At 63.1% G+C, this 24,613-nt stretch carries 29 protein-coding genes and 1 other RNA gene; 6 read left to right on the top strand and 24 right to left on the bottom strand.

Annotated elements, in window-relative coordinates:
* Positions 1–13: 13 nt before the first annotated feature.
* Positions 14–1,906: an ATP-dependent zinc metalloprotease FtsH gene (ftsH, locus tag ABW22_RS02220; protein ID WP_059751573.1), complete on the bottom strand. Its 1,893-nt coding sequence runs from the start codon at positions 1,904–1,906 to the stop codon at positions 14–16.
* Positions 1,907–1,979: 73 nt separating this feature from the next.
* Complete coding sequence (locus ABW22_RS02215) at positions 1,980–2,663, bottom strand: RlmE family RNA methyltransferase (protein ID WP_059751571.1); 684 nt, start codon at positions 2,661–2,663, stop codon at positions 1,980–1,982.
* 44 nt (positions 2,664–2,707) lie between these two features.
* On the opposite strand from ABW22_RS02215, the gene yhbY reads away from it, so the two are divergent.
* Positions 2,708–3,004, top strand: coding sequence for a ribosome assembly RNA-binding protein YhbY (gene yhbY / locus ABW22_RS02210; protein WP_059751569.1), 297 nt, complete (start codon positions 2,708–2,710; stop codon positions 3,002–3,004).
* A gap of 17 nt (positions 3,005–3,021) precedes the next feature.
* Here the strand turns inward: yhbY and ABW22_RS02205 are convergent, their stop codons facing one another.
* From ABW22_RS02205 to ABW22_RS02175, 7 genes are all read right to left on the bottom strand, one after another.
* Positions 3,022–3,480 (bottom strand): DUF4149 domain-containing protein, encoded by a 459-nt coding sequence (locus ABW22_RS02205; protein WP_059751567.1) that lies wholly within the window; start codon positions 3,478–3,480, stop codon positions 3,022–3,024.
* Positions 3,480–3,956, bottom strand: a complete 477-nt coding sequence (gene greA / locus ABW22_RS02200) for a transcription elongation factor GreA (RefSeq protein WP_082708379.1) — start codon at positions 3,954–3,956, stop codon at positions 3,480–3,482. Before greA ends, ABW22_RS02205 begins: the two co-directional genes overlap by 1 nt.
* A 17-nt stretch (positions 3,957–3,973) precedes the next feature.
* On the bottom strand, positions 3,974–7,180 hold the full coding sequence (gene carB, locus ABW22_RS02195; protein WP_059751564.1) for a carbamoyl-phosphate synthase large subunit: 3,207 nt from the start codon (positions 7,178–7,180) through the stop codon (positions 3,974–3,976).
* A complete protein-coding gene (carA, locus tag ABW22_RS02190; protein WP_059751562.1) occupies positions 7,164–8,303 on the bottom strand; it encodes a glutamine-hydrolyzing carbamoyl-phosphate synthase small subunit in 1,140 nt (379 codons plus the stop codon). The genes carB and carA overlap by 17 nt, the downstream gene beginning before the upstream one ends.
* A 155-nt stretch (positions 8,304–8,458) precedes the next feature.
* The gene (locus ABW22_RS02185) at positions 8,459–8,713 is read right to left on the bottom strand and encodes a glutaredoxin domain-containing protein (protein WP_059751560.1); all 255 of its coding nucleotides are present in this window, start codon (positions 8,711–8,713) and stop codon (positions 8,459–8,461) included.
* 22 nt (positions 8,714–8,735) lie between these two features.
* Complete coding sequence (dapB, locus tag ABW22_RS02180; RefSeq protein WP_082708378.1) at positions 8,736–9,539, bottom strand: 4-hydroxy-tetrahydrodipicolinate reductase; 804 nt, start codon at positions 9,537–9,539, stop codon at positions 8,736–8,738.
* A complete protein-coding gene (locus tag ABW22_RS02175; protein WP_082708377.1) occupies positions 9,536–9,910 on the bottom strand; it encodes an outer membrane protein assembly factor BamE in 375 nt (124 codons plus the stop codon). The genes dapB and ABW22_RS02175 overlap by 4 nt, the downstream gene beginning before the upstream one ends.
* 79 nt (positions 9,911–9,989) lie before the next feature.
* Between ABW22_RS02175 and fur the strand changes: the two genes are divergently transcribed.
* A complete protein-coding gene (gene fur / locus ABW22_RS02170) occupies positions 9,990–10,439 on the top strand; it encodes a ferric iron uptake transcriptional regulator (protein WP_059751559.1) in 450 nt (149 codons plus the stop codon).
* On the opposite strand, the gene ABW22_RS02165 is transcribed toward fur, so the two are convergent.
* The 4 genes from ABW22_RS02165 to ABW22_RS02150 are packed head-to-tail and all read right to left on the bottom strand — an operon-like array spanning position 10,427 to position 13,498.
* Positions 10,427–11,293, bottom strand: coding sequence for a cobalamin-binding protein (locus tag ABW22_RS02165; protein ID WP_059751557.1), 867 nt, complete (start codon positions 11,291–11,293; stop codon positions 10,427–10,429). The genes fur and ABW22_RS02165 overlap by 13 nt on opposite strands.
* Positions 11,290–11,877 (bottom strand): histidine phosphatase family protein, encoded by a 588-nt coding sequence (locus tag ABW22_RS02160; protein WP_059751555.1) that lies wholly within the window; start codon positions 11,875–11,877, stop codon positions 11,290–11,292. The genes ABW22_RS02165 and ABW22_RS02160 overlap by 4 nt, the downstream gene beginning before the upstream one ends.
* 2 nt (positions 11,878–11,879) lie before the next feature.
* On the bottom strand, positions 11,880–13,001 hold the full coding sequence (gene proB / locus ABW22_RS02155; RefSeq protein WP_059751553.1) for a glutamate 5-kinase: 1,122 nt from the start codon (positions 12,999–13,001) through the stop codon (positions 11,880–11,882).
* Positions 13,001–13,498, bottom strand: coding sequence for a CNP1-like family protein (locus ABW22_RS02150; RefSeq protein ID WP_237763200.1), 498 nt, complete (start codon positions 13,496–13,498; stop codon positions 13,001–13,003). The genes proB and ABW22_RS02150 overlap by 1 nt, the downstream gene beginning before the upstream one ends.
* A 178-nt stretch (positions 13,499–13,676) precedes the next feature.
* Between ABW22_RS02150 and ABW22_RS02145 the strand changes: the two genes are divergently transcribed.
* Entirely contained in the window at positions 13,677–14,585 is a 909-nt protein-coding gene (locus tag ABW22_RS02145) for a cation diffusion facilitator family transporter (RefSeq protein WP_059751549.1), read from the top strand.
* A gap of 40 nt (positions 14,586–14,625) precedes the next feature.
* Here ABW22_RS02145 and ABW22_RS17805 read toward each other — a convergent pair whose 3' ends face one another.
* The 8 genes from ABW22_RS17805 to ABW22_RS02120 all read right to left on the bottom strand — a co-directional run bounded on the left by ABW22_RS17805 (position 14,626) and on the right by ABW22_RS02120 (position 20,513).
* Positions 14,626–14,826 (bottom strand): anion permease, encoded by a 201-nt coding sequence (locus ABW22_RS17805; RefSeq protein ID WP_202813894.1) that lies wholly within the window; start codon positions 14,824–14,826, stop codon positions 14,626–14,628.
* A gap of 2 nt (positions 14,827–14,828) precedes the next feature.
* Entirely contained in the window at positions 14,829–15,314 is a 486-nt protein-coding gene (locus tag ABW22_RS17800; protein WP_202813893.1) for a TrkA C-terminal domain-containing protein, read from the bottom strand.
* Positions 15,314–15,583 carry a hypothetical protein gene (locus ABW22_RS17795; protein WP_202813892.1) on the bottom strand — a complete coding sequence of 90 codons (270 nt, stop codon included), beginning with the start codon at positions 15,581–15,583 and terminating at the stop codon, positions 15,314–15,316. The genes ABW22_RS17800 and ABW22_RS17795 overlap by 1 nt, the downstream gene beginning before the upstream one ends.
* Positions 15,580–16,347: an SLC13 family permease gene (locus tag ABW22_RS17790; RefSeq protein ID WP_202813891.1), complete on the bottom strand. Its 768-nt coding sequence runs from the start codon at positions 16,345–16,347 to the stop codon at positions 15,580–15,582. Before ABW22_RS17790 ends, ABW22_RS17795 begins: the two co-directional genes overlap by 4 nt.
* Before the next feature lie 186 nt (positions 16,348–16,533).
* The gene (locus ABW22_RS02135) at positions 16,534–17,745 is read right to left on the bottom strand and encodes an SAM-dependent methyltransferase (protein ID WP_059751547.1); all 1,212 of its coding nucleotides are present in this window, start codon (positions 17,743–17,745) and stop codon (positions 16,534–16,536) included.
* Positions 17,746–17,804: 59 nt separating this feature from the next.
* Positions 17,805–18,389 carry a DUF3501 family protein gene (locus ABW22_RS02130; RefSeq protein ID WP_059751545.1) on the bottom strand — a complete coding sequence of 195 codons (585 nt, stop codon included), beginning with the start codon at positions 18,387–18,389 and terminating at the stop codon, positions 17,805–17,807.
* Between the two features lie 138 nt (positions 18,390–18,527).
* Positions 18,528–19,850, bottom strand: a complete 1,323-nt coding sequence (locus ABW22_RS02125; RefSeq protein ID WP_059751543.1) for a heterodisulfide reductase-related iron-sulfur binding cluster — start codon at positions 19,848–19,850, stop codon at positions 18,528–18,530.
* 243 nt (positions 19,851–20,093) lie between these two features.
* Positions 20,094–20,513 carry a rubrerythrin family protein gene (locus ABW22_RS02120; RefSeq protein WP_059751541.1) on the bottom strand — a complete coding sequence of 140 codons (420 nt, stop codon included), beginning with the start codon at positions 20,511–20,513 and terminating at the stop codon, positions 20,094–20,096.
* Between the two features lie 260 nt (positions 20,514–20,773).
* Here ABW22_RS02120 and msrB point away from each other — a divergent pair, with 260 nt between their 5' ends.
* Both msrB and ABW22_RS02110 read left to right on the top strand, forming a co-directional pair.
* Entirely contained in the window at positions 20,774–21,175 is a 402-nt protein-coding gene (gene msrB, locus ABW22_RS02115; RefSeq protein ID WP_059751540.1) for a peptide-methionine (R)-S-oxide reductase MsrB, read from the top strand.
* 3 nt (positions 21,176–21,178) lie between these two features.
* Positions 21,179–21,883 carry a ferredoxin--NADP reductase gene (locus ABW22_RS02110; RefSeq protein ID WP_059751538.1) on the top strand — a complete coding sequence of 235 codons (705 nt, stop codon included), beginning with the start codon at positions 21,179–21,181 and terminating at the stop codon, positions 21,881–21,883.
* A gap of 41 nt (positions 21,884–21,924) precedes the next feature.
* Here ABW22_RS02110 and ABW22_RS02105 read toward each other — a convergent pair whose 3' ends face one another.
* From ABW22_RS02105 to ABW22_RS02095, 3 genes are read right to left on the bottom strand one after another with little or no spacing between them, the layout of a single operon-like run.
* The gene (locus ABW22_RS02105) at positions 21,925–22,263 is read right to left on the bottom strand and encodes a DUF3301 domain-containing protein (RefSeq protein WP_059751536.1); all 339 of its coding nucleotides are present in this window, start codon (positions 22,261–22,263) and stop codon (positions 21,925–21,927) included.
* Positions 22,260–23,663 carry a DEAD/DEAH box helicase gene (locus tag ABW22_RS02100; RefSeq protein WP_059751534.1) on the bottom strand — a complete coding sequence of 468 codons (1,404 nt, stop codon included), beginning with the start codon at positions 23,661–23,663 and terminating at the stop codon, positions 22,260–22,262. Before ABW22_RS02100 ends, ABW22_RS02105 begins: the two co-directional genes overlap by 4 nt.
* Positions 23,660–24,418, bottom strand: coding sequence for an MBL fold metallo-hydrolase (locus ABW22_RS02095; RefSeq protein WP_059751532.1), 759 nt, complete (start codon positions 24,416–24,418; stop codon positions 23,660–23,662). The genes ABW22_RS02100 and ABW22_RS02095 overlap by 4 nt, the downstream gene beginning before the upstream one ends.
* 116 nt (positions 24,419–24,534) lie before the next feature.
* Between ABW22_RS02095 and ABW22_RS02090 the strand changes: the two genes are divergently transcribed.
* Positions 24,535–24,610, top strand: a non-coding RNA gene (locus tag ABW22_RS02090) — sX9 sRNA.
* Positions 24,611–24,613: the final 3 nt, after the last annotated feature.

Raw genomic sequence — 24,613 nt, 5'->3', positions numbered from 1 at the left:
CCCGAATCCTCATTCAGCCTTCCTGCACAGGCTGGGTGGTCGGCGCCGGTGCGCTCGGCTTGTCATCGCCGCCTGCCGGAGGCTGCGGGGTGGCGAGCGGCTTGGGCTGACGCACCGGACGCCCCGCCATGATGTCGCCGATCTGATCGGAATCGATAGTTTCGAATTCCAGCAACGCGGCAGTCATTGCTTCGACCTTGTCACGGTTGTCTGTCAGGATTTTCTTTGCCACCGCGTATTGCTCGTCCAGAATGCGGCGAACTTCGGCGTCGATCTTCTGCATGGTGGCTTCGCTCATGTTCTTGTGCGTGGTCACCGAACGCCCCAGGAACACCTCGCCCTCGTTTTCGCCATACACCATCGGCCCCAGGGCTTCTGACATGCCGTAGCGCGTCACCATGTCGCGCGCGATGCTGGTGGCACGCTCGAAATCGTTCGATGCGCCAGTCGAGATACTGCCAACGAAAATTTCCTCGGCCACCCGGCCGCCGAACAGCATGCTGATCTGCGACAGCATCTCATCCTTGTACAGGCTGAAACGGTCCATGGTGGGCAACGACATGGTCACGCCCAAGGCTCTGCCACGCGGGATCACGGTCACCTTGTGGACCGGGTCGCACCCTGGCAGGGACATGCCGACCACCGCATGGCCCGACTCGTGGTAAGCGGTTTTTTTCTTGTCCTCGGGCGTAATCACCATGGACTTGCGCTCGGCACCCATCAGGATCTTGTCCTTGGCCTTCTCGAAATCGTCCATATCGACCAGGCGCTTGTTGCCACGGGCGGCAAACAGGGCTGCTTCGTTGATCAGGTTGGCAAGATCGGCGCCGGACATGCCAGGGGTGCCGCGCGCCAGGATATCGGCCCGCACGTCGGGGGCGACCGGCACCTTGCGCATGTGCACCAGCAGGATCTGCTCGCGGCCGCGAATGTCGGGCAGGCCCACGAACACCTGGCGATCAAAACGGCCCGGCCGCAGCAGGGCTGGGTCGAGCACGTCGGGACGGTTGGTCGCCGCGATGACGATGACGCCAGTGGTCGCTTCGAAGCCGTCCATTTCCACCAGCAGCTGGTTCAGGGTCTGCTCGCGTTCGTCGTTGCCGCCGCCCAGGCCTGCACCACGCTGGCGGCCGACCGCGTCAAGTTCGTCGATGAAGATGATGCAGGGCGAACTCTTCTTCGCCTGCTCGAACATGTCGCGCACCCGTGCGGCACCCACGCCGACGAACATTTCGACGAAATCCGAACCCGAGATGCTGAAGAACGGCACTTTGGCTTCGCCCGAAATCGAGCGCGCCAGCAGCGTTTTACCCGTGCCCGGGGGACCCACCATCAGCACGCCGCGCGGTATATGGCCACCCAGTTTCTGGAATCGGGTCGGATCTCGCAGGAAATCCACCAACTCGGCCACGTCTTCCTTGGCCTCGTCACAACCCGCCACATCGGCAAAGGTCACCGGGTTGGTATTTTCGTCAAGCAGACGTGCCCGGCTCTTGCCGAACGAGAACGCACCGCCCTTCCCGCCCCCCTGCATCTGGCGCATGAAGAAGATCCAGACGCCGATCAGCAGCAGCATCGGGAACCAGGAAATAAGCAGGCTCATCAGGAACGACGGCTGCTCTTCCGGCTTGGCTTCGATCGAGACGTTGTTTTTCAGCAGGTCGGACACCATCCACGGATCGCTTGGCGCATAGCTGGTGAAGCGCTGGCCATCGCTGCGCTCGCCCTTCAGCACGTTGCCCTCGATCACCACCTTGGTGATCTGCTGCTGGCGCACCTCTTCGATGAACTGCGAGTACGGCATCTGCGTCTGCGCGGTGCGCTGCGCGCCGAACTGGTTGAAGACCGTCATCAGGACGACGGCGATGATCAGCCAGACAGCGATGTTTTTAGACAAATTGTTCACACTTACTCCTTGTGCAGCATATTTAATTCAAGCGCAGCACGTTAAATCCCAGCGCAGCACGTTTAGACTCATTCTAATCCGACTCTTGCCGGCTTGTCACGGCAGTTTCCTCTGCCGCAGCCTTGGTCGCAACGGGGTGACGCCCCAGCAGATAAACCTCGGCACTGCGGTCGCGCGAGGCATCGGGCTTGCGGATCTGTACCTGCTCGAATGCCTGCCGCATCTGCGCCCGAAAATCCTCAAAGCCGACGCCTTGAAATACTTTGACGAGAAAAGCGCCGTCTGGTTTCAACCAGTTCACAGAAAATTCGAGCGCCAACTCACACAATTCATACTGTCGCGCCTGATCTGACAGCATCACTCCACTGATATTGGGCGCCATGTCACTTAATACAAGGTCAACCCGTCCGTTTTGCAACTTTTCTTCCAGCCAGGCCAGCGCCGCCGGCTCGGTAAAGTCGCCTTCCAGGCTGTCGACGCCGGCGATGAGCGCCATTGGCAGCAGGTCGATCGCCAGCACCCTGCCCTGCCGCTTCATCTTCTCCACCGCCACCTGGCACCAGCTGCCGGGGGCCGCGCCCAGATCTACCACCGTCATGCCGGGGCGCAACAGATGGTCGCGCTTGTCGATTTCCAGCAGCTTATAAGCGGCGCGCGAGCGATAGCCGTCCTGCTGCGCTTTTTTGACGTAGGGATCCGTCACGTGTTCGTGCATCCAGGCACTGCCCGATTTGGTTCGCTTCGGTTTCTGCGCCATATCGTCTTTCAGCTACAATCCGCGCTCAGATTTAAGGAAAAAGCATGAAATCACTCACGCCCGCACAACGGCAATACTTGAAAGGGCTGGCCCACACGCGCCAGCCGGTGGTCATGATCGGCAACCAGGGGTTGACGGCTGCCGTGTTGAAGGAGATCGACCAGGCGCTGAGCGCGCACGAACTGATCAAGGTCAAGGCCGCCAGCAACGAGCCGGACACGCGCAGCGCCTGGCTGGATGAAATCTGCACTGCCACCGGCGCAGCGTCGGTGCAGCAAATCGGCAAGGTATTGGTGATTTATCGCACTGCCGCCAAGCCCGTCATCGTCCTGCCGGGCTGAATGTCGTCTGACGGGGCTTATCGCGCCAATCCCGAACGCCAGACCAGCAACAAGCCCAGCGCGCTCTGGATCAGGTAGAGAATGCTCGAAACGCCGTGCCAGTGGCGGAAGCGGTCGGCAAACACGCTTTGCATCACCGCGTGCGGCATGGCCTGATCCTTCAGGCTCTGCATGATGGGTTGGATGCCAAAGAGGCCGATCAGGATCAGGGCCAGCATGACCACCACTGCCCAGAAAAACAGCGTTTTCAGCGCAGCGCTACCGTCACGCGCGATGCGATAAATCAGCAGATAGATCGCCGCAGCAATGCCAATCCACGCCATCACCTCGAACAACTTGCCGGCCAGCATCCCGGCCAGCTGCTTGTCGCCCAGGCTGGCAAACAGCACGGGCGCGGCGACATAGCCGATCGCCCAGATGCCGCCGATCCACAGCACCAGCATCGTCCCGGCGAGGCCGTCCCAGAAACGCCGCATTATTTGTATTGGACGTCCAGCACTCCGTACTGACGCACGCCACCTGGCGCCTGAACGTCCACGCTGTCGCCTGCATACTTTCCGATCAGCGCGCGCGCGATCGGTGACGACACGGAAATCATGCCCAGCTTGATATCGGCCTCGTCGTCGCCGACGATCTGATAGGTGACGGACTCACCCGATCCGACATCTTCCAGTTCAACCGTGGCGCCGAAAACGATGCGGCCATCTGCATCGAGCGTCTTGGGATCGATGATCTGCGCATTCGACAATTTGCCTTCGAGATTGGCAATGCGGCCTTCGATGAAACCCTGTTTTTCCTTGGCCGCATCGTATTCGGCGTTTTCCGACAGGTCGCCCTGCGCACGCGCCTCGGCAATCGCCTGGATGACAGAGGGGCGCTCCACGCTCTTCAGATTCTGTAACTCAGCGCGCATCTTTTCTGCGCCCACGACAGTAATGGGAAATTTGCTCACTAGCTTGCCTTTTCAGATCAGTGCAGACGCTGATGCAGCGACTGCAGGGAATATATTTTTAACGAATCGCCGTGCTGCATGCCCATGCAGGCGGCATGCGCACCGGCCAGGGTGGTGAAGTACACCACCCTACGTGCCAGCGCCTCTGCGCGGATGGCGTAGGAATCCTTCACTGCTTTCTTGTCTTCGACCACGTTGACGATGAAGTCGATGTCGCCATTCTTGATCATGTCGACAATGTGCGGGCGGCCTTCTTTGACCTTGTTGACGATGGCCACCGGAATGCCTGCCGACTCGATCGCCTGGGCGGTGCCGCGCGTCGCGACCAGGTTGAAGCCGAGATCGCGTAGCGCCTGCGCGACCTCGACGATGGCGTCACGGTCGCCCGACCGCACGCTGACAAAGGCGCGTCCGCCCGGCTTCGGCAGTTCGGAGCTCGACGCCAACTGCGACTTGACGAAGGCTTCGCCAAAATTGTCGCCAACACCCATGACTTCACCGGTTGATTTCATTTCCGGGCCGAGGATGGTGTCGACGCCGGGAAACTTGCGGAACGGGAACACCGCTTCCTTGACCGAGAAATACGGCGGGATGATCTCTTTTTCGAACGCCTGTGACTTCAGCGAAATGCCCGCCATCGCGCGGGCGGCAATTTTCGCCAACGGTGCACCGATGGCCTTGGACACGAAGGGCACGGTGCGCGACGCACGCGGGTTTACTTCCAGCACGTACACGGTGCCGCCCTGAATCGCGAACTGCACGTTCATCAGGCCGACCACTTTCAGCGCCTTCGCCATCGCCACCGTCTGGCGGCGCATCTCGTCCAGCACGTCCTGCGTCAGGCTATAGGGCGGCAGCGAACACGCCGAATCGCCCGAATGCACGCCGGCCTGCTCGATGTGCTGCATGATGCCGCCAATCACCACCTGTTCGCCGTCGGACAGCGCATCGACATCGACCTCGATCGCGTCGTTGAGGAAACGGTCGAGCAGCACCGGCGACTTGTTCGATACCTTGACCGCCTCGGTCATGTAGCGCCGCAGGTCGGATTCCTCGCGCACGATTTCCATCGCGCGGCCACCCAAAACATAGGATGGGCGCACCACCAGCGGGTAGCCGATTTCCTCGGCCATGCGGATAGCGCTCTCGGGATTGCGCGCGGTGCGGTTGGGCGGCTGCTTGAGACCGAGGTCGTGCAGCATCTGCTGGAAACGCTCGCGGTCTTCGGCCGCATCGATCATGTCGGGACTGGTACCGATGATGGGCACGCCGTTCCGTTCCAGGTCGCGCGCCAGCTTCAGCGGGGTCTGGCCGCCGTACTGCACGATCACGCCCCAGGGCTTCTCGATGCGCACGATTTCGAGCACGTCTTCCAGCGTCAGCGGCTCGAAATACAGCCGGTCGGAGGTGTCATAGTCGGTCGAAACGGTTTCCGGATTGCAGTTGACCATGATGGTCTCGAAGCCGTTTTCGCGCAGCGCCAGCGCGGCATGCACGCAGCAGTAGTCGAATTCGATGCCCTGGCCGATGCGGTTCGGCCCGCCGCCCAGCACCATGATCTTCTTGGCGTCGGTCGGATGCGACTCGCACTCTTCCTCGTAGGTCGAGTACATGTAGGCGGTTTGCGTGGAAAACTCGGCCGCGCAGGTGTCGACGCGCTTGTAAACCGGATGCAGCGCCAGTTCATTGCGGCGCGCGCGCACCGCATGCTGGTCGGTGTTCAAAAGCTTGGCCAGGCGGCGGTCGGAGAAGCCGGCGCGCTTGAACTGGCGCAGTTCATCGCGCCCGAGGTCAATCAAGGCTCGTCCGGCCAGCGAGGTTTCCATCTCGATCAGACCCTGGATCTGGTCGAGGAACCACGGGTCGATTTTCGAAAGCGCGTGGATTTCCTGCATGCTCATGCCGACGCGGAACGCATCGCCGACAAACCAGATGCGATCGGGGCCGGGCGACATCAGTTCGGCCTCGATCTCTTCCTGGTCGGTGGTCTTGGGGTCGAAACCGTCGGCGCCGACTTCCAGCCCACGCAGGGCTTTTTGCAGCGATTCCTGGAAAGTACGGCCGATCGCCATCACCTCGCCGACCGACTTCATCTGCGTGGTCAGGCGGTCGTCGGCCTGCGGGAATTTCTCGAACGCGAAGCGCGGGATTTTGGTCACCACGTAATCGATCGAGGGCTCGAACGAGGCTGGGGTCGCGCCGCCGGTGATGTCGTTCTGCAACTCGTCGAGCGTATAGCCGACCGCCAGTTTGGCCGCCACCTTGGCGATTGGAAATCCAGTCGCCTTGGACGCCAGCGCGGAAGAACGCGACACCCGCGGGTTCATCTCGATCACCACCATGCGCCCGTCTTCGGGGTTGATGGAGAACTGCACGTTGGAGCCACCGGTTTCGACACCGATCTCGCGCAGCACTGCCAGCGAGGCATTGCGCATGATCTGGTATTCCTTGTCGGTCAGCGTCTGCGCTGGCGCCACGGTGATGGAGTCGCCGGTGTGCACGCCCATCGGGTCGAAGTTCTCGATCGAGCAGATGATGATGCAGTTGTCCTTGCGGTCGCGCACCACTTCCATCTCGTATTCTTTCCAGCCGAGCAGCGATTCCTCGATCAAGAGCTCGTGCGTCGGCGAAGCTTCCAGACCGCGCTCGCAGATAGCGATGAATTCGTCGCGGTTGTAGGCGATGCCACCACCCGAGCCGCCCATGGTGAACGAGGGGCGGATGATCGAGGGGAAGCCCAGCGCAGCCTGAACCTGCAGCGCCTCTTCCAGGCTGTGAGCGATCGACGAGCGCGCGGAGCCCAATCCGATCTTGGTCATCGCAGTCTTGAATTTTTCGCGGTCTTCGGCCTTGTCGATGGCCTCTTTCGACGCGCCGATCATCTCGACGCCGTATTTCTCCAGCACGCCGTGCTTGGCCAGATCGAGCGCACAGTTCAGCGCGGTCTGCCCGCCCATGGTCGGCAGCAGCGCATCGGGGCGTTCCTTCTCGATGATCTTCTCGACCACCTGCCAGGAAATCGGCTCGATGTAGGTGACATCGGCCATGTCCGGGTCGGTCATGATCGTCGCCGGATTGCTGTTGACGAGGATGACCTTGTAGCCCTCCTCGCGCAGCGCCTTGCATGCCTGGGCGCCGGAATAGTCGAACTCACACGCCTGCCCGATGACGATGGGGCCGGCGCCGATGATGAGGATGCTTTTAAGGTCAGTGCGCTTGGGCATGGTCGGCCATCAACTTGATAAATCGGTCGAACAAATAGCTCACGTCGTGCGGGCCGGGGCTGGCTTCCGGGTGGCCCTGGAAGCTGAATGCGGGGGCGTCGGTGCGCGCAATCCCTTGCAGCGAGCCGTCGAACAGCGATACGTGGGTGCTGCGCAAGTTGGCTGGCAGGGTCGCCGGGTCCACCGCGAAGCCGTGGTTCTGGCTGGTGATCGCCACCCGCCCACTGTCGAGGTCCTTGACCGGATGGTTGGCGCCGTGGTGGCCGAACTTCATCTTGACGGTCTTGGCGCCCGAGGCGAGCGCCAGCAGCTGATGGCCCAGGCAAATGCCGAAGGTCGGCACGCCTGCGGCGACCAGCTCACCGATCGCCTTGATCGCGTAATCGCACGGTTCCGGATCACCGGGGCCGTTGGAGAGGAAAATGCCGTCCGGCTTCAGCGCCATCGCCTCGGCCGCGGTGGCGGTGGCAGACAGCACGGTGAGGCGGCAGCCGCGCTCGGCCAGCATGCGCAGGATGTTGCGCTTGACGCCGTAATCGAAGGCCACCACATGGAAGCGCGGCTCGGTTAGCTGGCCGTAGCCGCGCCCGAGCTTCCATTCGGTCTCGCTCCACTCGTAAGACGCCGGCGCGCTCACCACCTTGGCCAGGTCCATGCCGGCCAGGCCTGGGAATGCGCGCGCAGCCTCGAGCGCGTTCGCCTCGTCCACCGCGCCGGCCATGATGCAGCCGCCCTGCGCACCCTTTTCACGCAGGATGCGCGTCAGCCGCCGCGTGTCGATGTCGGCAATCGCCACGATGTTCTGGTGTTTGAGATAGTCGGCCAGCGAAGATCCGGCACGGAAATTGGAATGCAGGCGCGGCACATCGCGCACCACCAGGCCGGCGGCATGAATGCGGTCCGCCTCGATGTCTTCGAGGTTGATGCCGGTGTTGCCGATATGGGGATAGGTCAGCGTCACGATCTGACTCGAATACGAGGGATCAGTGAGGATTTCCTGATAACCGGTCATTGCTGTATTGAACACCACCTCACCGGTCGTGACACCGTCGGCGCCGATGGATAGGCCGCGAAAAACCGAACCGTCAGCTAGAACAAGGATGGCGGGCTGGGCACGTAACAAGGAGGACTCCGCAAGGCAGTAAGCGTGGTGCAGGTGACAAAATTCAGGCGAGCCGCTTGCGCGAACCCGCCTGAACTTGAATATCGTAATTATAGCCGAACTAGCGCCCGGCTTCAATGCTCGACGACGCTTGAGCGGGCTATTCCCCGCCCGGATCAGGGCTGCAGGTGATCCAGCGCGCCGTCCATGTCGAGTTCGGTCAGCTCGGTGAAGCCGCCGATACAGGTACCTTCAACAACGATCTGCGGAACGGTGCGCGCGCCGTTGGTGACAACGGCGAATTCTTTCATCGCCTCGCGGTCGAGATCGATGCGGACTTCGTCATAGCCGATGCCGCGCTTGTCGAGAAAGGCCTTGGCCTTGACGCAGATGGGGCAGGTGCCGGTACTGTAGACCTTGACGGCGTTCATGTTCGTTTCCTGGTTGGTGCGGTTAATTCAGATTCAGCACGTCGCGCATGTCGTAAAGACCCGGCGCACGGCCCTGCAGCCATTTGGCAGCACGCAGCGCGCCCTGGGCGAAGGTGGCGCGGCTGCTGGCCTTGTGGGTGAGTTCGACGCGCTCGCCGATGCCGGCGAACAGCAGCGTGTGGTCGCCGACGATGTCGCCGCCGCGCACGGTGGCAAAGCCGATGGTTTTGGGGTCGCGCTCGCCGGTGATGCCCTCGCGCCCGTACACCGCGCAACTGGCCAGATCACGGCCGATGGCACCAGCCACGGCCTGGCCCAGGCCCAGCGCAGTGCCGGACGGCGCATCGACCTTGTGGCGGTGATGCGCCTCGATGATCTCGATGTCGTAGCCGTCCTGCAACACCTGGGCGGCGAGTTCGGCCAGCTTCATCAGCAGGTTCACCCCCACGCTCATGTTGGGCGTGAACACGATGGGAATCCGCTTTGCTGCCGCAGCGATGCGTGCCTTGCCGGCTTCATCGAAGCCGGTGGTGCCGACCACCAGCGGCACGCCGGCCGCCATGCAGGCATCGAGATAAGCGAAGGTGGCTTCGGGGCGGGTGAAATCGATCAAGACGTGCGCGCCATGCAGAACGGCGGCGGGCTGGTCGGTGACGTTCACCCCGCTGGCCGCACCCCAGGCAGCGCCTGCGTCCTGCCCCAGCAGCGGGCTGCCGGGACGATCAATGGCCGCATGCAGTGCGCAACCGGCATCGGCCGCCACCGCTTCGAGCAACGTGCGCCCCATGCGGCCGGACACGCCGGCAATCGCGGTCCGCACCGTCAAGGCTGGACGCCTTGCCCGGTCGACGCAGGCGACGGCTCGACCGGGGTTGCAACCGGCGGCACATCGCCTTCCATGCGCACCAGCGTATCACCCTCGAAAAACAGCGTGATGCGCTTTTGCTCGGCAAGCTTGCCCGCCTTGTAATACATGTACACATAATCCCAGCGATCGGTGCGGAACGGGTCGACCACCAGCGGCGTTCCCAGCAGGAAGCGGACTTGGGAACGGCTGAGGCCGGGCTTCAGGCGGGCGACGCTATCCTGGTCGAGCGCATTGCCCTGCTGCACATCGATGCGGTGGGGGCCGATATTGACGCTGGAACACCCGGCGGCCAGGCTCAAAAACAGGACAGAAATCAGGAAATGACGCATAGCCAGGAAACCGGGAAAGTTGGGACGGTTGGAAAAAAACGTATCATAACGTATTCCCGTTCCCGTTCTGGAGACCCCATTGAGCCATCCGTCCGATCTCAAGAGCATCGGTCTCAAAGCCACGCTGCCGCGCCTGAAAATCCTTGAATTGTTCGAGCAAAGCCACAAGCGGCACATGACCGCCGAAGAGGTGTATCGGCTGCTGTCCGACGAAGGCCAGGATATCGGCCTCGCCACGGTCTACCGCGTGCTGACCCAGTTCGAGCAGGCCGGGCTGTTGATCCGCCACCACTTCGACAGCGACAAGGCGGTGTTCGAACTGAACCAGGGCGAGCACCACGACCATCTGGTCTGCCTGCAATGCGGCAAAGTCGAGGAGTTCTTCGACGCCGAAATCGAAAAGCGCCAGACCCGCATCGCCAAGGAACGCGGATTTTCCATCCACGACCACTCGCTGCATATCTACGCCGACTGTATCAAGGAAAACTGCCCCAACCGCAAGCCGGGCGACAACCGTCACCGCGCATAGGCCTCCACTGCCGCACACAGTTCGGCCACGCCCTCGATCAGGCGCGGCGTGGGCCGATGCAGCAAATCCGCATTCACCCGCACAAATGCCTGATTTTTCACCGCCGGCAGGCCGGCAAAGCGCTGCCACTGACGGCGCATGTCGGGCGCGTCGCTGCCGCTCACGATCAATTCCGGCGCGCGCCGCAGCACCGTCTCGCGCGACACCACCGGCGAAGCCGCACGCAGGTCGGCAAACACATTGCGCGCGCCGCACAGCGCCAGCGCATCGCTGATCCAGTGGGTGCCGCCCACCGTCATCAGCGGGCGATCCCATACCTGATAGAACACACTCAGCGGCGGTTTCTGCCCGCCCCGTACCCGCAGCGCGTCCAGCCGCGCGGAGTACGCCCGCGCCGCCGCCTCGCCTTCGTCGGCATGTCCGCTCGCCTGCCCGATCAGGCGCAGCAGGCGCGCCACGTCGTCGAGCCGGGCGGCCTGCGTGTGCAGAACGGGCAGGCCCAGTTTCTTCAGACCGTGGATGTCCGCCGCGCGGTTGCCGCCGACCCAGACGATGACCAGATCCGGTTTCAGCGCCAGGATGCGCTCGAAGTTGATGCGGCTGTAGTCGCCGACGCGCGGCAGCGCCTGCGCCGCTTTCGGGTAATCGCTGGCGCTGTCCGCGCCCACCAGCTGCGCCCCGGCGCCGACGGCAAACAGCAGCTCGGTAAGATGCGGCGTCAGCGAAATAATACGCTGCGGTGGCTGGGCGAATTCGAGGGTTTGCCCAACGTCGTCGACCACCCGGAGGGCGGCTGCCTGCGCCGCCGGCAATGCCAGCAGCAGGCACAGCCACAGAAGGATGCGGCGGATCACCGGCCGACGCGCGTACTGCCATGGAAGATCAGGCTGGCGCGGCCGGCGTCGAAGCGCAGGCGCGTCAGCGAAGCGGTCGCCACTTCAATCCGGTAGACGTGTTCCAGCGGAATGTGCAGCGCCCACGCCAGCGTCATGCGCATCACGCCGGCGTGCCCCACCAGCAGCACATGCTGGCCGACGTGTTGCGCCAGCAGGTCTTCCAGCGCAGCGGCCACCCGCGCATGAAAGTCCGCCAGCGGCTCGGCGCCTTTCGGCCGCGCATTGACCGGGTCGGCCTTGAAGCGCGCCAGCGTGCCGGGCGCGTCCTGCTCGATCTCGGCCGCCGCCTTGCCCTCCCATTCGCCGAAGCCGATTTCCTTCAGGCGCTCATCCAGCGCCAGCGGCAAGCCATGGCGATCGGCCAGTGTTTGGGCAAACGCGCGGCAGCGCAGCAGCGGCGACGAGACGACGCGTGTCCACGGCACCGTGTCACCGACCGCCGCCTGCATCTGCGCCCAGCCCTTCTCCGACAGCGGATCGTCGATCTGGCCGCGATAGCGGCGACCGCCGACGGGTTCGCCGTGACGCATCAGGTCCAACATGGTCACGCCAGCATCACCAGATTGTCGCGGTGGATCAGTTCCGGCTCGTCCATGTAGCCGAGCGCCGCCTCGATCGCGCTGCTCGGCTTGCCGGCGATGCGGCGCGCCTCACTCGCGCTGTAGTTGACGAGGCCGCGTGCGATTTCGCTGCCGTCGGTGTCGACCACCGCCACCACTTCGCCGCGCGCGAATTCGCCGAGCACGCCTTTGACGCCGACCGGCAGCAGGCTCTTGCCGTCCTCGCGCAGGGCGCGCACCGCGCCATCGTCGAGCACCACGCTGCCGCGCAACTGCAGGTGGTCGGCCAGCCACTGCCGCCGCGCGTCGAGCGGCGCCTGGCGCGCCACCAGTTGGCTGCCGATCGCCTCTCCAGCGGCTAGCCGCAACAGCACGTTCTCCTCGCGTCCGCTGCAGATCACCGTATGCGCGCCGCTGCGGGCCGCGCGCTTGGCGGCGAGTATCTTGGTCAGCATGCCGCCGGTGCCGACGCTGCTGCCCGCACCGCCCGCCATGCGTTCGAGTTCGGGGTCGCCGGCGTGGGCGTCCATCACCAGCGTGGCGTCGGGCACCTTGCGCGGGTCGGCGGTATACAGGCCGGACTGGTCGGTGAGGATGATCAGGCAGTCGGCCTCGATCAGGTTGGTCACCAGCGCGCCCAGCGTGTCGTTGTCGCCGAGGCGGATTTCGTCGGTGGCGACGGTGTCATTTTCGTTGATGATCGGGACGACGTTCAATCCAAGCAGCGTGCGCAGGGTGATACGCGCATTCAGGTAGCGGGTGCGGTCGGCCAGGTCCTCGTGGGTGAGCAGTACCTGCGCGGCATGCAGGTCATGGCTGCGGAAAATAGATTCGTAGGCCTGCACCAGCCCCATCTGCCCCACGGCGGCGGCGGCCTGCAGTTCGTTGATCGCTTTCGGGCGTTTTTTCCAGCCCAGCCGTGCGATGCCTTCGGCAATCGCGCCGGAGGACACCAGCACCACTTCCCTGCCCTGTGCGGTCAGTGCGGCGATCTGACCGGCCCAGCGCGACAGCGCGGCGTGGTCGAGCCCGCGCCCTTCGGCGGTGACCAGGCTGGAGCCGACCTTGACGACGATGCGCCGGGCGTGTCTCACCACGGAATGCATCAGTGCGCCGCGCGCCGCAGGTTGCGCACGGCCTCTTTGGCGTCCTTGACACGGATGTCGTCGGGACAGAAATGATCCTCGAACAGCGCCTTGTGATACGACAGCAGCGAACGGAACTTGATGCCTTCCCAGCCGGCGGTGCGCGCCTTCGACCAACTGCCGTCGGGCTGGCCGTAGGCATACAGGCGGCGCTCGCCGGTGGCGCAGCGCATGCCCTCGAAGGAAACGTTCTTCGCCCCGCCGGCCGCTTCGATCACCACGCTGTAGCGCACCACCTTGTCCTCGCCGACGCTGATCGATGCCGTGTCGACGAAATGCCGGTTGCGCGTGGCCGACGACACATTGAACTCGACCAGATTTTCGGGCTTGGGATAGGGCGGCAACTGGGTGGACAGTTCCACCCATGGCTTGTCGCTTTCAAATTCGAAATCAAATTGTCCCCATTCGGCGTTGGCCGTTAGGGGCAGGATCAGCAGCAAGGCGGAGAGGATTTTCATGGCCGCCATTTTATGGCTTCGGCTACGGGATGTCTTTAGGAATATGGGGCGTCAGCGCGCCTTCAGTGGCGCCACGAGGCTAAAACCCCTTTGCACTTTCCAATCAGGCGTTTCCCGGAGCGCGAACAGGCCCTGAACTACAATCGAAATCCCTACTGGGCCCTCGCGACACATCGACATGCTGCCCCCCTCCCTCAAACGCTATGCCTGGCTCTCTATCGCGGCGGCCGTGGCGACTATCCTGCTCAAGGGCTGGGCCTGGTGGATCACCGGATCGGTCGGCCTGCTCTCCGACGCGCTCGAATCCTTCGTCAACCTGGCGGGGGCAATGATGGCGCTGGCCATGCTGACGCTGGCGGCGAGGCCGGCGGACGACAACCACACGCACGGACACGGCAAGGCGGAGTATTTCTCCAGTGCGTTTGAAGGTTTCCTCATCCTCATCGCTGCAATCCTCATCGGCTACGCAGCGATCGATCGCCTGCTCAATCCGCAACCGATCGAAGCCGTGGGCATCGGGCTGGCGGTGTCGGTAGTCGCCTCGATCATCAACCTGGCCACCTCGCGCATCCTCATGGGGGTGGGCCGAAAATACAAATCCATCACCCTGGAAGCCGACGCCCACCACCTGCTCACCGACGTCTGGACCTCCGCTGGCGTCATTCTCGGCGTCGGCCTCGTCTGGCTGACCGGCTGGCTCTGGCTCGACCCGGTGATTGCCCTGCTGGTGGCGGTGAATATTGTGTGGACTGGCTGGCAACTACTGCAGCGATCCGCCTCAGGATTAATGGATGTTTCCATTCCCGTGGAAGACCTCAAGGCGATCGAAGGCGTGCTGGACCGCTATCGCCAACAGGGGCTGGGGTTTCATGCCTTGCGCACGCGGCAGGCCGGCAGCCGCGCCTTCATTTCCCTGCACGTGCTGGTGCCTGGCGCCTGGACCGTTCAGCAGGGGCACGACTGGTCGGAACGCATCGAGGCCGACATCCGCCAGGCCGTGACCTATGCCCACATCATTACCCACCTGGAGCCGATTGAAGATCCCGTCTCGCTGGCGGACCAGGAGTTGGATCGCTGGGCGGATTGAGCCGATCGGGATTGATCAATTCCGCACTTCTTTCACGGCATCAGAGCGGCCACACCCAAAGCAGCATCGGGAGGCTGACAGCGATCACCAGCACCTCAAGCGGCAGCCCGAGACGCCAATAGTCGCCGAAACGAAAGCCGCCGGGGCCGAGGATCAGCGTGTTGTTCTGGTGTCCAATCGGGGTCAGGAAGGCGCAGGGGGCGCCGATGGCCACCGCCATCAGAAACGAGTCGGCATTCACACTCAGCCCCCGGCGGTACCAGTGGACGCCATCGCGCCGGCCACCGGTATGAGCGCGCCGAGCAGGACAACCACCGGCCAGTCGATGGCTGCATAGACCGCGCGTGGCGGGATGGTGCGCAGCGCCATCGAGGCCAGCACGCCGAGGGCGAACGAGATCGCTGCCGGAAGCAAGCCAAAGGCGGCGACGGCGACGGCAAAAGCCATGATGCCGCCGGCCATCCACGCCTTGCGCTTGTTCGGGATGCGCAACTCGCGTTCGGCCAGTGGCGCGCAGCCGGAGTCGGCCGCAAACTCGGCCAGCACCTCCTGGGGGCCCTGCATCAGCAGCAGATCGCCGGGCTGAATTTTCAGGGTGCGCAGCCGTGCCTTCGAGCGCGTGCCCTCGCGTGACACGGCCAGCAGGTTGAGCCCGTAGCGGGAGCGCAGCTGCATGTCGCTGGCCGAGCGACCGACAATCGCTGACTCGGGACGGACGACGAGTTCCATCAGCACAATCTTGTCGGAGGGCGGCGCCTTCTCTGCCGTCTCGTCGGCTTCTTCTCTGCGCCGGGCTCGTGGTCGATGGCCTTGCTGCTGTTGCGCCGCCCGGATTCCCGGGTCTCGCCCTCACTGGTTTCGTTTTGAGCATCCGACGAAACCGCTTCTTCCAGCGTCAAGCCGAGGCTGGACAGCACACTGGCCAGGGCCTCGACCTCGGCCTCGATGATCAGGATGTCGCCGGGCAGCACCTTTCGTCCGGCTTGCGGTGCGTTCATGCGCAGCTCATTGCGAACCCCAGACCCACGACTTGCGCGTCGGCCTCGTCGAGCGCGCTCTCGATGTCGCGCAGGGTCATGCCGGCAGCCTTGCTATCGTCCGTCACGCGGACTTCGGTGGTGTACGCCCCTGTCTCGAAACCCTCTGTGCCGGCCTGCTTGCGTGCTGGCACCAGCCGCCAGCCAACCAAGGCCACAAAAGTCACCCCGGCCACGGCCAGACCGACTGGCGTGAAGTCGAACATGGCGAAGCCGCCGGCGTTGTTCAGGGTGCGGAAGCCGGACACGATCAGGTTGGGCGGCGTACCGATCATGGTCGTCATGCCGCCGAGGATGGTGCCGAAGGCAAGCGGCATCAGCACCCGCCCGGGCGGCAGGTCGAGGCGCCTGGCAAGCTGTATGGCCACCGGCATCAAGAGCGCCATCGCCCCGACGTTGTTCATGAAGCCGGACAGCACCGCACCCAGCCCGACCAGCGCAGCCAGACTCAGCGTCGGGCCGGCATGCTTCGGCAAGGTATGACGGGTGAGCACATCGACCGCGCCGGACGTCTGCAAACCACGACTCAGCACCAGCACGCAAGCGACCGTGATCACTGCCGGATGACCGAAGCCGGCGAATGCGTCTGCCGGGGCCACCAGTCCGGCCAGCACGCAGGCCAGTAGCGCGCCCACGGCCACCATGTCGTGGCGCCAGCGGCCCCACATGAACATGGCTATCGTTGCCACCAGCACCGCAATGATTGCAGCGTGTTCATTCGCCATCAAAATTCACTCGGGGACAAACTACACCCAAATCCAGTTTCAACGGGAGACTGGCCGGGTGTCACGGTTGCGGTGCCGCAGCAAGTCGATGGGGCGCTTTAAAATGGCCAGACTTCATGGCCGGACGCGACTATCCGCAAACAATCGGCTCTGGCCCGCTGGATTGCTGCCCAGCCACCACGCAACTCATTCGCCGCGATAGATGAAGTCCCGTTTGAATGGATAGTTTGGCTGGTTGCCGTCCACGGCCTTGCCCGCCAACACCTGCCACAACTCCATCCAACCGTGGTCGAAGGCATAGGCGGAGCCCGCCATGTAGATGCGCCAGATGCGGTATTTCTGCTCGCCGATCAGATGGCGCGCCTCGTCGGCGTGTTGCTCCAGGCGCGTGACCCAGTGCCACAGCGTCTTGCCGTAATGCGGGCGCAGGTTTTCGGCATCGAGGCATTCGAGACCGCTGCCCGCGGCGGCGCGCAGCACGTCGGAGGCGTGCACCAGTTCGCCCCCCGGGAACACATAGTCTTCGATGAATTCGGATATGCCGCTGCCCAGCCCATTGGCCTCGGGTTCGGCCGTGGTGATGCCGTGGTTCAGCACCAGCCCGCCCGGCTTCAGCAGCGCGTTGATCTTGACGAAATAGGCAGCGAGGTTCGCGCGGCCGACGTGCTCGAACATGCCGACGCTGGCGATCTTGTCGTAGCCGCCGTTCTCGGGGACGTCGCGGTAGTCCATCCTGCGCACCTCGACCCGGCCGGTCAGGCCGCGCGCTTCGATTTGCTGGCTGACATGTGCATGCTGATCATCCGACAGGGTGATGCCGACCGCGTGCACGCCGTAGCGCTCCGCCGCATGCAGGAGCAGCCCGCCCCAGCCGCAGCCGATGTCGAGAAACTGCTCGTCGGGCTTGAGGTCGAGCTTACGGCAGATGTGGTCGAGCTTGGCTTCCTGCGCGGCTTCCAGGCTCATGTCCGGGGTCTTGAAATAGGCACACGAGTACACCCGCCGCGCATCCAGCCACAGGCCGTAAAAATCGTTGGAAACGTCGTAGTGATACTGGATGTTCCTGCGGTCCTTGGTGCGCGTATGGCGCCACCATTTCCAGCCGTCCGAGCCGGTTTTCGGCTTGAGATCTCCGGCATTGCACAGGCGGTCGCCGAGCGCGAGGATGTCGCGGACATTGCCTATGAGATCAAGATCCCCTTCAACATAGGCGCGTGCCAGTGAACCCAGGCTGGGGTCGGCCATGGCCTTCAGGCTGGCCGCCTCATGCAGCCGCACCCGCACGGCGGCATCGGCAGCATTGCCCACCAGTTCGCCGTTCCACAATTCGACGATGAACGGCAGCCCCGAGGCCTCCACCCGTCGCCGCACCTGATGAACCAACAATTTATCCAGCATCCCATCCTCCCCAAAGAGCAGGCGGCACCTTGTTGTGTTTCAACCGCCTGAACTTAGATTTAGGACAAATCGAGCACCAGTGCTGAACGGGTGTTCTCCGCCAGCGCGATCGGCTCCACCTTGTAGGCTTCGTGATCGATGCCCATGCGGATCGGGCTGCCGGCCTTGGCGGCCGCGACCGAGGTGGCATCGAGCTCGAAACGCAGAAAATGCACTGCCGAGGTTTTCTCCTCGTTCTCACGCGCCATATCCTCGTCGGCGATCGCATAAACCTTCGCCTGGTCGGCCACCTGCACCCACACGCGTTCCTCGATGCCCTTCAGCTTCGCCAGCGCGACCTTGCGCGCGTCCGGGTCGGAATACTGGATCATCATGGTCGCTTTCCAGTTGCTGCCGTCCGGAACCAGCGGGTTGTAGGCGTCGAGCTCGTCCTGGATACCGGCTTCCTCGAAGGTGCGCTCGGCGCGCAGCATTTCCTGGATCTGGTAGCGCATGGTCTTTTCGTCTTCGAAAATCAGCGTGACGTGGTCGCCCAACTCGACCATGCGGTTCTTCTTGTGCGCCATGACTTCGGCGCGCATTTCGGGGCGGACCTTGGCGTAGCCTTCCAGGCTCATCAGGCTGTCACGGGTAATGTGCGGCATGTTTTGCTCCTTACTCAATGTCGGTTGATTTAAAACCCTTCACCACAGAGACACAGAGAAACCCAGAAAGATATCGCGCTGCCTGTCGCGATATCCTGTTTTTCCTCTGTGTCTCTGTGCCTCTGTGGTTCAACAGGTTTACTCAAGACCATAGGCGATGCGCAGCAGCGTGATCGGATGCTGTTTCTGCGCGGTGGACTCGCCCATGCCCTGCAGGATGTGACGCGCGGCAATCGCGCAGTCGGAACTCACGTAATCCGGTTGCGGCTCTGCCATCTGGCGGAACACTGGCTTGCCGATCTTCATCGACTTGTCGAAGTATTCGCGCTTAACGCCCCAGGTGCCGTCGTGGCCCGAGCAGCGCTCGACCATCGTCACTTTGGCGCCGGCCAGCTGCAGCGCGTCACGCGTCTTGTTGCCGATGTTCTGCACCCGTTGGTGACAGGGGACGTGATAGGCCACCTTGCCGAGTGGGTGATTGAAATCGGTCTTCAAGAGGCCGTCGACGTTGCGCGCCATGAGGTATTCGAACGGGTCCCACATCGCCTCCTTCACCGCCTGCACGTCGGAATCGTGCGGGAACATCAGCGGCAGCTCTTGTTTGTACATCAGCGTGCACGAAGGCACTGCGGTGAGGATCGCGTAGCCTTCGCGCGCGAGCTTCGCCAGATGTGGGATGTTGATCTCCATCAGCTTTTCCACCGCGTCGAGGTCGCCCAGTTCCAGCTTGGGCATGCCGCAGCAGGCCTCCTTCTCCACCAGCACAGCGGGGATTTCGTTGTGCGCCAGCAGTTTCAGCAAGTCGTGGCCAATGCCGGGCTCGTTGTAGTTGACGTAGCAGGTGGCATAGATCGCCACCTTGCCCGGCGTTTTATCGCCGGCCTTCACCGCGAAATCGCCGCGCGGCTTGGCGGTGGAGCGGAATTTTGCGCTGTCGTATTCGGGCAACTTGCGGTCGGCGTGGATGTGCAGCACGCTGTCGACCAGCTTGCGGATCGGCTTGCTCTTCAGGCTGGCGTTCACCGCCTGCACCACCACCGGAATCGAGGCGAGCTTGCCCATCGCATCGGTGCTGGACAACAGCTTGTCGCGGAACGTGGTGCCGCCCTTCTTGAACTTGATCGCCTTGGCACGCAGCATGACGTGCGGAAAATCGATGTTCCACGGGTGCGGCGGCACGTAGGGGCATTTGGTCATGTAACAGAGATCGCACAGGTAGCACTCGTCCACCACCTTCGCGTAGTCGGCCTTGGCGACACCGTCCACTTCCATCGTCGAGGATTCGTCCACCAGATCGAACAGCGTCGGAAACGCGGTGCACAACGACACGCAGCGGCGGCAGCCGTGGCAGGCATCGAAAACACGCTCGAGCTCATGGTTGAGCTTCTCTTCGTTGTAGAAATCCGGGTTTTTCCAGTCGAGCGGGTGGCGGGTGGGGGCTTCGAGGTTGCCTTCGCTCATGCGAACTCCATTGGGATGCGTAGGGAATGGTTTTAAATCTTTCACCACAGAGGCACAGAGACACAGAGAAAATCGATAAACAATGGGTTATGCGTTTGCCTGTGGTTTATCCACCGGACAGGACGCGAATAGAAGCCCCTTTTGATTTTTCTCTGTGCCTCTGTGCCTCTGTGCCTCTGTGGTGAGAGGTCTTTGCAGCAGAAAAAGCGGGTCGAACCCGACCCGCTTTTTACCTGGGCAGGATTACGCGCCCAGGGTGTCCAGCGTCTTCTGGAACTTGTTGGCGTGCGAACGCTCGGCCTTGGCCAGCGTCTCGAACCAGTCGGCGATTTCGTCGAAACCTTCGCTACGTGCATCCTTGGCCATGCCGGGATACATGTCGGTGTACTCGTGGGTTTCGCCCGCAACCGCAGTTTTCAGGTTGTCGGCGGTGGGGCCAAAAGGCATGCCGGTGGCGGGGTCGCCGCACTTTTCCAGGTATTCCAGGTGGCCGTGCGCGTGGCCGGTTTCACCTTCGGCGGTGGAACGGAACACGGAGGCAACGTCGTTGTAGCCTTCCACGTCAGCCTTTGCTGCGAAGTAAAGGTAACGGCGGTTGGCCTGCGATTCGCCGGCGAAGGCGGCTTTCAGATGGTCTTCGGTTTTCGAGCCCTTGAGTTGCATAACCTGATCTCCTTGATTGACATAGATATGCTTTGCAGCACTGATAATCCATCCCTGTCCAACTTGCCCAACTATTTGTTTATAGCAGGCATCCCAGTGGATGAAATACGGTTTTTAGACTAAGTCTAATACCTGAACGAAGAATAAACCTGCTTCGATGACGCTGTCAACCGTGTCGCGGACAACCCTTGTGACACAGGGGCAATTGGGCCAGCCGCGACCGGCAACGGGTAAACTTCGGCGTATCAGGAGATATCATCATGACTGCAGACAAAACCAGAACCGACGCCGAATGGCGCGCCGAACTGTCCCCCGAGCAATACCGCATCCTGCGCGAGCACGGTACCGAACAGGCGTTCACCGGGGAATACTGGGACCACCACGAGGCCGGCGAATATCGCTGCGCGGCCTGCGGCGAGCCGCTGTTTCCATCCGCTGCCAAGTTCGATTCCGGCACCGGCTGGCCAAGCTTTTATCAGGCGCTGAATGCCGATGCGGTAGCGGAAAAGCACGACACCAGCCATGGCATGGCGCGCGTCGAGGCGCTGTGTCGCCGCTGCGGTTCGCATCTGGGCCATGTCTTCCCTGACGGCCCTGCCCCCACCGGCATGCGCTACTGCATCAACTCGGCCTCGCTCGCTTTCCAGAAGAAACAGGACTGAGCTTTGCACATCTTTGACGCGCAGATTGCTGCAATCACCCCTGCCACGCCCAGCATTCACGCCCTGCGCCTTGCCATCCCCGATCCCGCTTTCCGCTTTCTACCGGGGCAATGGGTGGACCTCAGCATCGAGGTCGATGGTGTGACGCACACCGCCGGCTATTCCATCACCACCTCGCCCATCCATCAGGGCGAAATCGAACTGGCGATCAAGGCAAGCGCGCACCATCCAGTGGCGCGCTGGATGCACGAACAGGCACGGGTAGGTGACGTCATTCGCATCTCGCAGGGCCAGGGGCCGTTCGTCTACCTGCCGGAAATGAGCGACAACGTGGTGCTGATCGGCGGCGGGGTCGGCATTACCCCGCTGCTGTCCATCTTCCGTCACGTGCGCGATGCCCGGTTGCCGACGCAGGCGCATCTGGTCTACAGCGTATCGGACAGCCGTGAAATCCTGTTTCGCGATGAACTCGACGCGGCCGCCCGCAACCACGACAACCTGCACGTGAGCATCACCGTGACCCAAGCCGACGCCGGCTGGCACGGTCTCACCGGCCGCATCGACCCAGTCAAGCTGCACGCACTCGACGTGCCGGACGACACGCTGTATTACCTGTGCGGCCCCAAGGGCATGGTCGAGGATATGAGCACCCTGCTGCATGACCTCGGGGTGCCGATGAACCGCATTATTTTCGAGAAGTGGTGGTAGGGCTATTCGACGTTCAAGGCGACCGCTACACGCGGTAGCCTTCAGAGGCGGGTGACGCTGGCGGCCCTGCCTGGCTGCCACTCGCCATCGAGGCTGACCCATTCGACCCGGTTGCCGAGCATGCGGATGACGCCGGGACGGCGGTTGTCGCCCGTGTCAGAAAACTCGAAGCGGTAATCGCGCAGGAACTGCAGCTGGCCGCTGCCGTTGCGCGCAAAGCGGGTTCTGCTCAAGGCCACGCTGTCGTCGAGGAACTGCAGACCGGCGTCGGTGCAGGCACGGCGGCCGACCGCGACGGCCTGTTCGCGCACCTGCATGCCGGCGTACCAGTACCAGCCGACGGCGCCGAACATCCCCAGCAGGAGGATTTCCCAGCTCACTGGCCAGCGGAATCGGGTTTGACCGGGCTGCGAAACAGCGCCGCGATCTGCTTTTTGGGCCCCGGCCGCACCAGGGCGGGCGTGCCGACGGCGGGCGGCGCCTCGCTGGGTTCATAGGGCACGTCGAACAGCGCATCGCGCGACGCGGCCGGTTTGGCGCGCGGCGCCCGGTGCTCGGTTGAAGGACGTTCGGCTGAACGCTCAACAGGGCGATCAGGCCGCGGCGGGCGCGACTGGTACGCGGGCACGTCGGCCACGCCCGGTTCGAAGCCGGGAACGATCACTGTCTCGATGGGGTTGCCGATGAGTTTTTCGATGTCCTTGAGATAGCGCGTTTCCGATTCGCTCACCAGCGAGATCGCCTCGCCGCTGGCACCGGCGCGCCCGGTGCGGCCGATGCGGTGAACGTAATCCTCGGCATTGTGCGGCAGGTCGTAATTGACGACGAAGGGCAGCGCCTCGATGTCGATGCCGCGCGCGGCGACGTCGGTGGCGACCAGCACGCGCATGGTACCGGCCTTGAAGGCCTCAAGCACCTTGATGCGCTCCTGCTGGGTCTTGTCGCCGTGAATGGCGTCGGCGTGGATCCCCAGCTTGTTGAGTTCGTTGGCCAGGCGGTTGCAGCCCAGCTTGGTGCCGGTGAACACCAGCACCTGCCGCAGATCACGACTCGTGATCAGATGCGCGAGCAGCTGCCGTTTGCGCTCGTGGTGCACCGGATGCACCACCTGGGTGACATTCACCGCGGTTTCGTTGCGCGCCACCTCGATGAAGGTCGGCTGGTTGAGGATGCTGTCGGCGAGCTTGCGGATTTCTTCCGGGAAGGTGGCCGAGAACATCATGTTCACCCGCTGCGCCGGCAGCAGCGCAACGATACGCTTCAAGTCGGGCATGAAGCCCATGTCGAGCATGCGGTCGGCTTCGTCGAGCACCAGCGTGTTGACCTGGTTCAGCATCAGCGTCTTGTTTTGCACGTGGTCGAGCAGGCGGCCGGGCGTCGCCACCAGGATTTCGACGCCGGCCTTGAGGATGGGAATCTGCGTGTTGATGCTGACCCCGCCATACACCACCAGCGAGCGCAGCGGCACGTGCTTGATGTAGGCCTGCACGCTTTCCTCGACCTGGATCGCGAGCTCGCGCGTGGGGGTGAGGATCAGCGCGCGGATCGGATGCTTGGCGGGCGAGGTGCCGGTGTTGGCGAACGGCAGCAAACGCTGGATCAGCGGCAGCGCGAACGCCGCCGTCTTGCCGGTGCCGGTCTGCGCCGCGCCGAGAATGTCGGCGCCCTGCAGCGCCAGCGGGATGACCTGCTCCTGGATCGGGGTCGGCGTGAGGTAACCCATCTCGTCGAGGGCACGCAGGATGTCGGGAGCAAGCCCGAGTTCAGCAAAAGTCGTCAAAGCGTTATCCAATTAAACCCTGCCGTCTGGCAGGCCACGCGCACATCGTCGTCCGCACAGTTCAGCACGCGGGCCAGCGCGCGTTGCGCCAGGGCGGCCGTATTGTTCTTGTGTGAAACATGCGCTGCCATCACGCATTGCAGTTTGTCGTGCTTCAGCTTGTCCAGCAAGGCCGCAGACTGGCCGTTTTCCAGATGGCCGAAACGCCCCCCCACACGCCGCTTGAGGCTGGCCGGATACGGCCCGTTTTCCAGCATCGCCGCGTCGTGGTTGCATTCCAGCACCAGCGCGTCAACGCCGGCCAGCATGGCCTCGATATGCAGGGTATCGCTGCCGGTATCGGTCAACACGCCGAGGCGCCGGTTGCCGTCGCCAAACACGTACTGCACCGGCTCGCGCGCATCGTGCGGCACCGGAAACGGCTGGATTTCCAGACCGTCCACCGCAAACGCCGCATGGCTGTCGATCACCTGCACCGCCACGCCGTCGAGGTCCTGCGCCATCACCAGGGTGCCGGCGGTGAGCCATACCGGCAGCTTGTGCTTGCGCGCCAGCCGCCCCACCCCGCCAATATGGTCGCTGTGTTCATGGGTCACCACAATGCCGGCCAGATCGGACGCCTGCAAGCCCAGCCGAGCCAGCCGCGCCTGGCTGTCGGCCAGGCCAAAGCCGCAATCCATCAGCACCCGGGTGGCGCCGGCCTCGATCACCAGGCCGTTACCGCCGCTGCCGCTGCCGAGACTGGCAAACCGCATGGACACGTCTATAAATCTACTGCGCGATCATGATCCGGGCGCATACGATCTTTCACGGGCTTCAGCCCGTAGAAAGTCGGAGTCCCCTTGTGGGGCGTCCGGTGCTCGGAATCCTCATGTATACCCACATACACTCCGGTTCCTGCGCTCCGGGCGCACCCGGCTGATGACCGCTCGCTACGATTTCTAGACGTG

The sequence above is a fragment of the Thiobacillus denitrificans genome, from assembly GCF_001530125.1.
Lineage (GTDB): Bacteria > Pseudomonadota > Gammaproteobacteria > Burkholderiales > Thiobacillaceae > Thiobacillus > Thiobacillus denitrificans_C.
The sequence above is the reverse complement of the archived record's forward strand: the minus strand, read 5'-3'. Positions and strand labels throughout refer to the sequence as shown.

Excerpts from the sequence above, each read along its gene's own strand:
- ABW22_RS02215 (WP_059751571.1), bottom strand. The coding sequence starts at position 2,663 with ATGGCGCAGAAACCGAAGCGAACCAAATCGGGCAGTGCCTGGATGCAC.
- yhbY (WP_059751569.1), top strand. The coding sequence starts at position 2,708 with ATGAAATCACTCACGCCCGCACAACGGCAATACTTGAAAGGGCTGGCC.
- ABW22_RS02205 (WP_059751567.1), bottom strand. The coding sequence starts at position 3,480 with ATGCGGCGTTTCTGGGACGGCCTCGCCGGGACGATGCTGGTGCTGTGG.
- carB (WP_059751564.1), bottom strand. The coding sequence starts at position 7,180 with ATGCCCAAGCGCACTGACCTTAAAAGCATCCTCATCATCGGCGCCGGC.
- ABW22_RS02185 (WP_059751560.1), bottom strand. The coding sequence starts at position 8,713 with ATGAACGCCGTCAAGGTCTACAGTACCGGCACCTGCCCCATCTGCGTC.
- ABW22_RS02175 (WP_082708377.1), bottom strand. The coding sequence starts at position 9,910 with ATGCGTCATTTCCTGATTTCTGTCCTGTTTTTGAGCCTGGCCGCCGGG.
- ABW22_RS02160 (WP_059751555.1), bottom strand. The coding sequence starts at position 11,877 with ATGTTGGACCTGATGCGTCACGGCGAACCCGTCGGCGGTCGCCGCTAT.
- proB (WP_059751553.1), bottom strand. The coding sequence starts at position 13,001 with ATGCATTCCGTGGTGAGACACGCCCGGCGCATCGTCGTCAAGGTCGGC.
- ABW22_RS02150 (WP_237763200.1), bottom strand. The coding sequence starts at position 13,498 with ATGAAAATCCTCTCCGCCTTGCTGCTGATCCTGCCCCTAACGGCCAAC.
- ABW22_RS02145 (WP_059751549.1), top strand. The coding sequence starts at position 13,677 with ATGCTGCCCCCCTCCCTCAAACGCTATGCCTGGCTCTCTATCGCGGCG.
- ABW22_RS17800 (WP_202813893.1), bottom strand. The coding sequence starts at position 15,314 with ATGGAACTCGTCGTCCGTCCCGAGTCAGCGATTGTCGGTCGCTCGGCC.
- ABW22_RS17795 (WP_202813892.1), bottom strand. The coding sequence starts at position 15,583 with ATGAACGCACCGCAAGCCGGACGAAAGGTGCTGCCCGGCGACATCCTG.
- ABW22_RS17790 (WP_202813891.1), bottom strand. The coding sequence starts at position 16,347 with ATGGCGAATGAACACGCTGCAATCATTGCGGTGCTGGTGGCAACGATA.
- ABW22_RS02135 (WP_059751547.1), bottom strand. The coding sequence starts at position 17,745 with ATGCTGGATAAATTGTTGGTTCATCAGGTGCGGCGACGGGTGGAGGCC.
- ABW22_RS02130 (WP_059751545.1), bottom strand. The coding sequence starts at position 18,389 with ATGCCGCACATTACCCGTGACAGCCTGATGAGCCTGGAAGGCTACGCC.
- ABW22_RS02125 (WP_059751543.1), bottom strand. The coding sequence starts at position 19,850 with ATGAGCGAAGGCAACCTCGAAGCCCCCACCCGCCACCCGCTCGACTGG.
- ABW22_RS02120 (WP_059751541.1), bottom strand. The coding sequence starts at position 20,513 with ATGCAACTCAAGGGCTCGAAAACCGAAGACCATCTGAAAGCCGCCTTC.
- msrB (WP_059751540.1), top strand. The coding sequence starts at position 20,774 with ATGACTGCAGACAAAACCAGAACCGACGCCGAATGGCGCGCCGAACTG.
- ABW22_RS02095 (WP_059751532.1), bottom strand. The coding sequence starts at position 24,418 with ATGCGGTTTGCCAGTCTCGGCAGCGGCAGCGGCGGTAACGGCCTGGTG.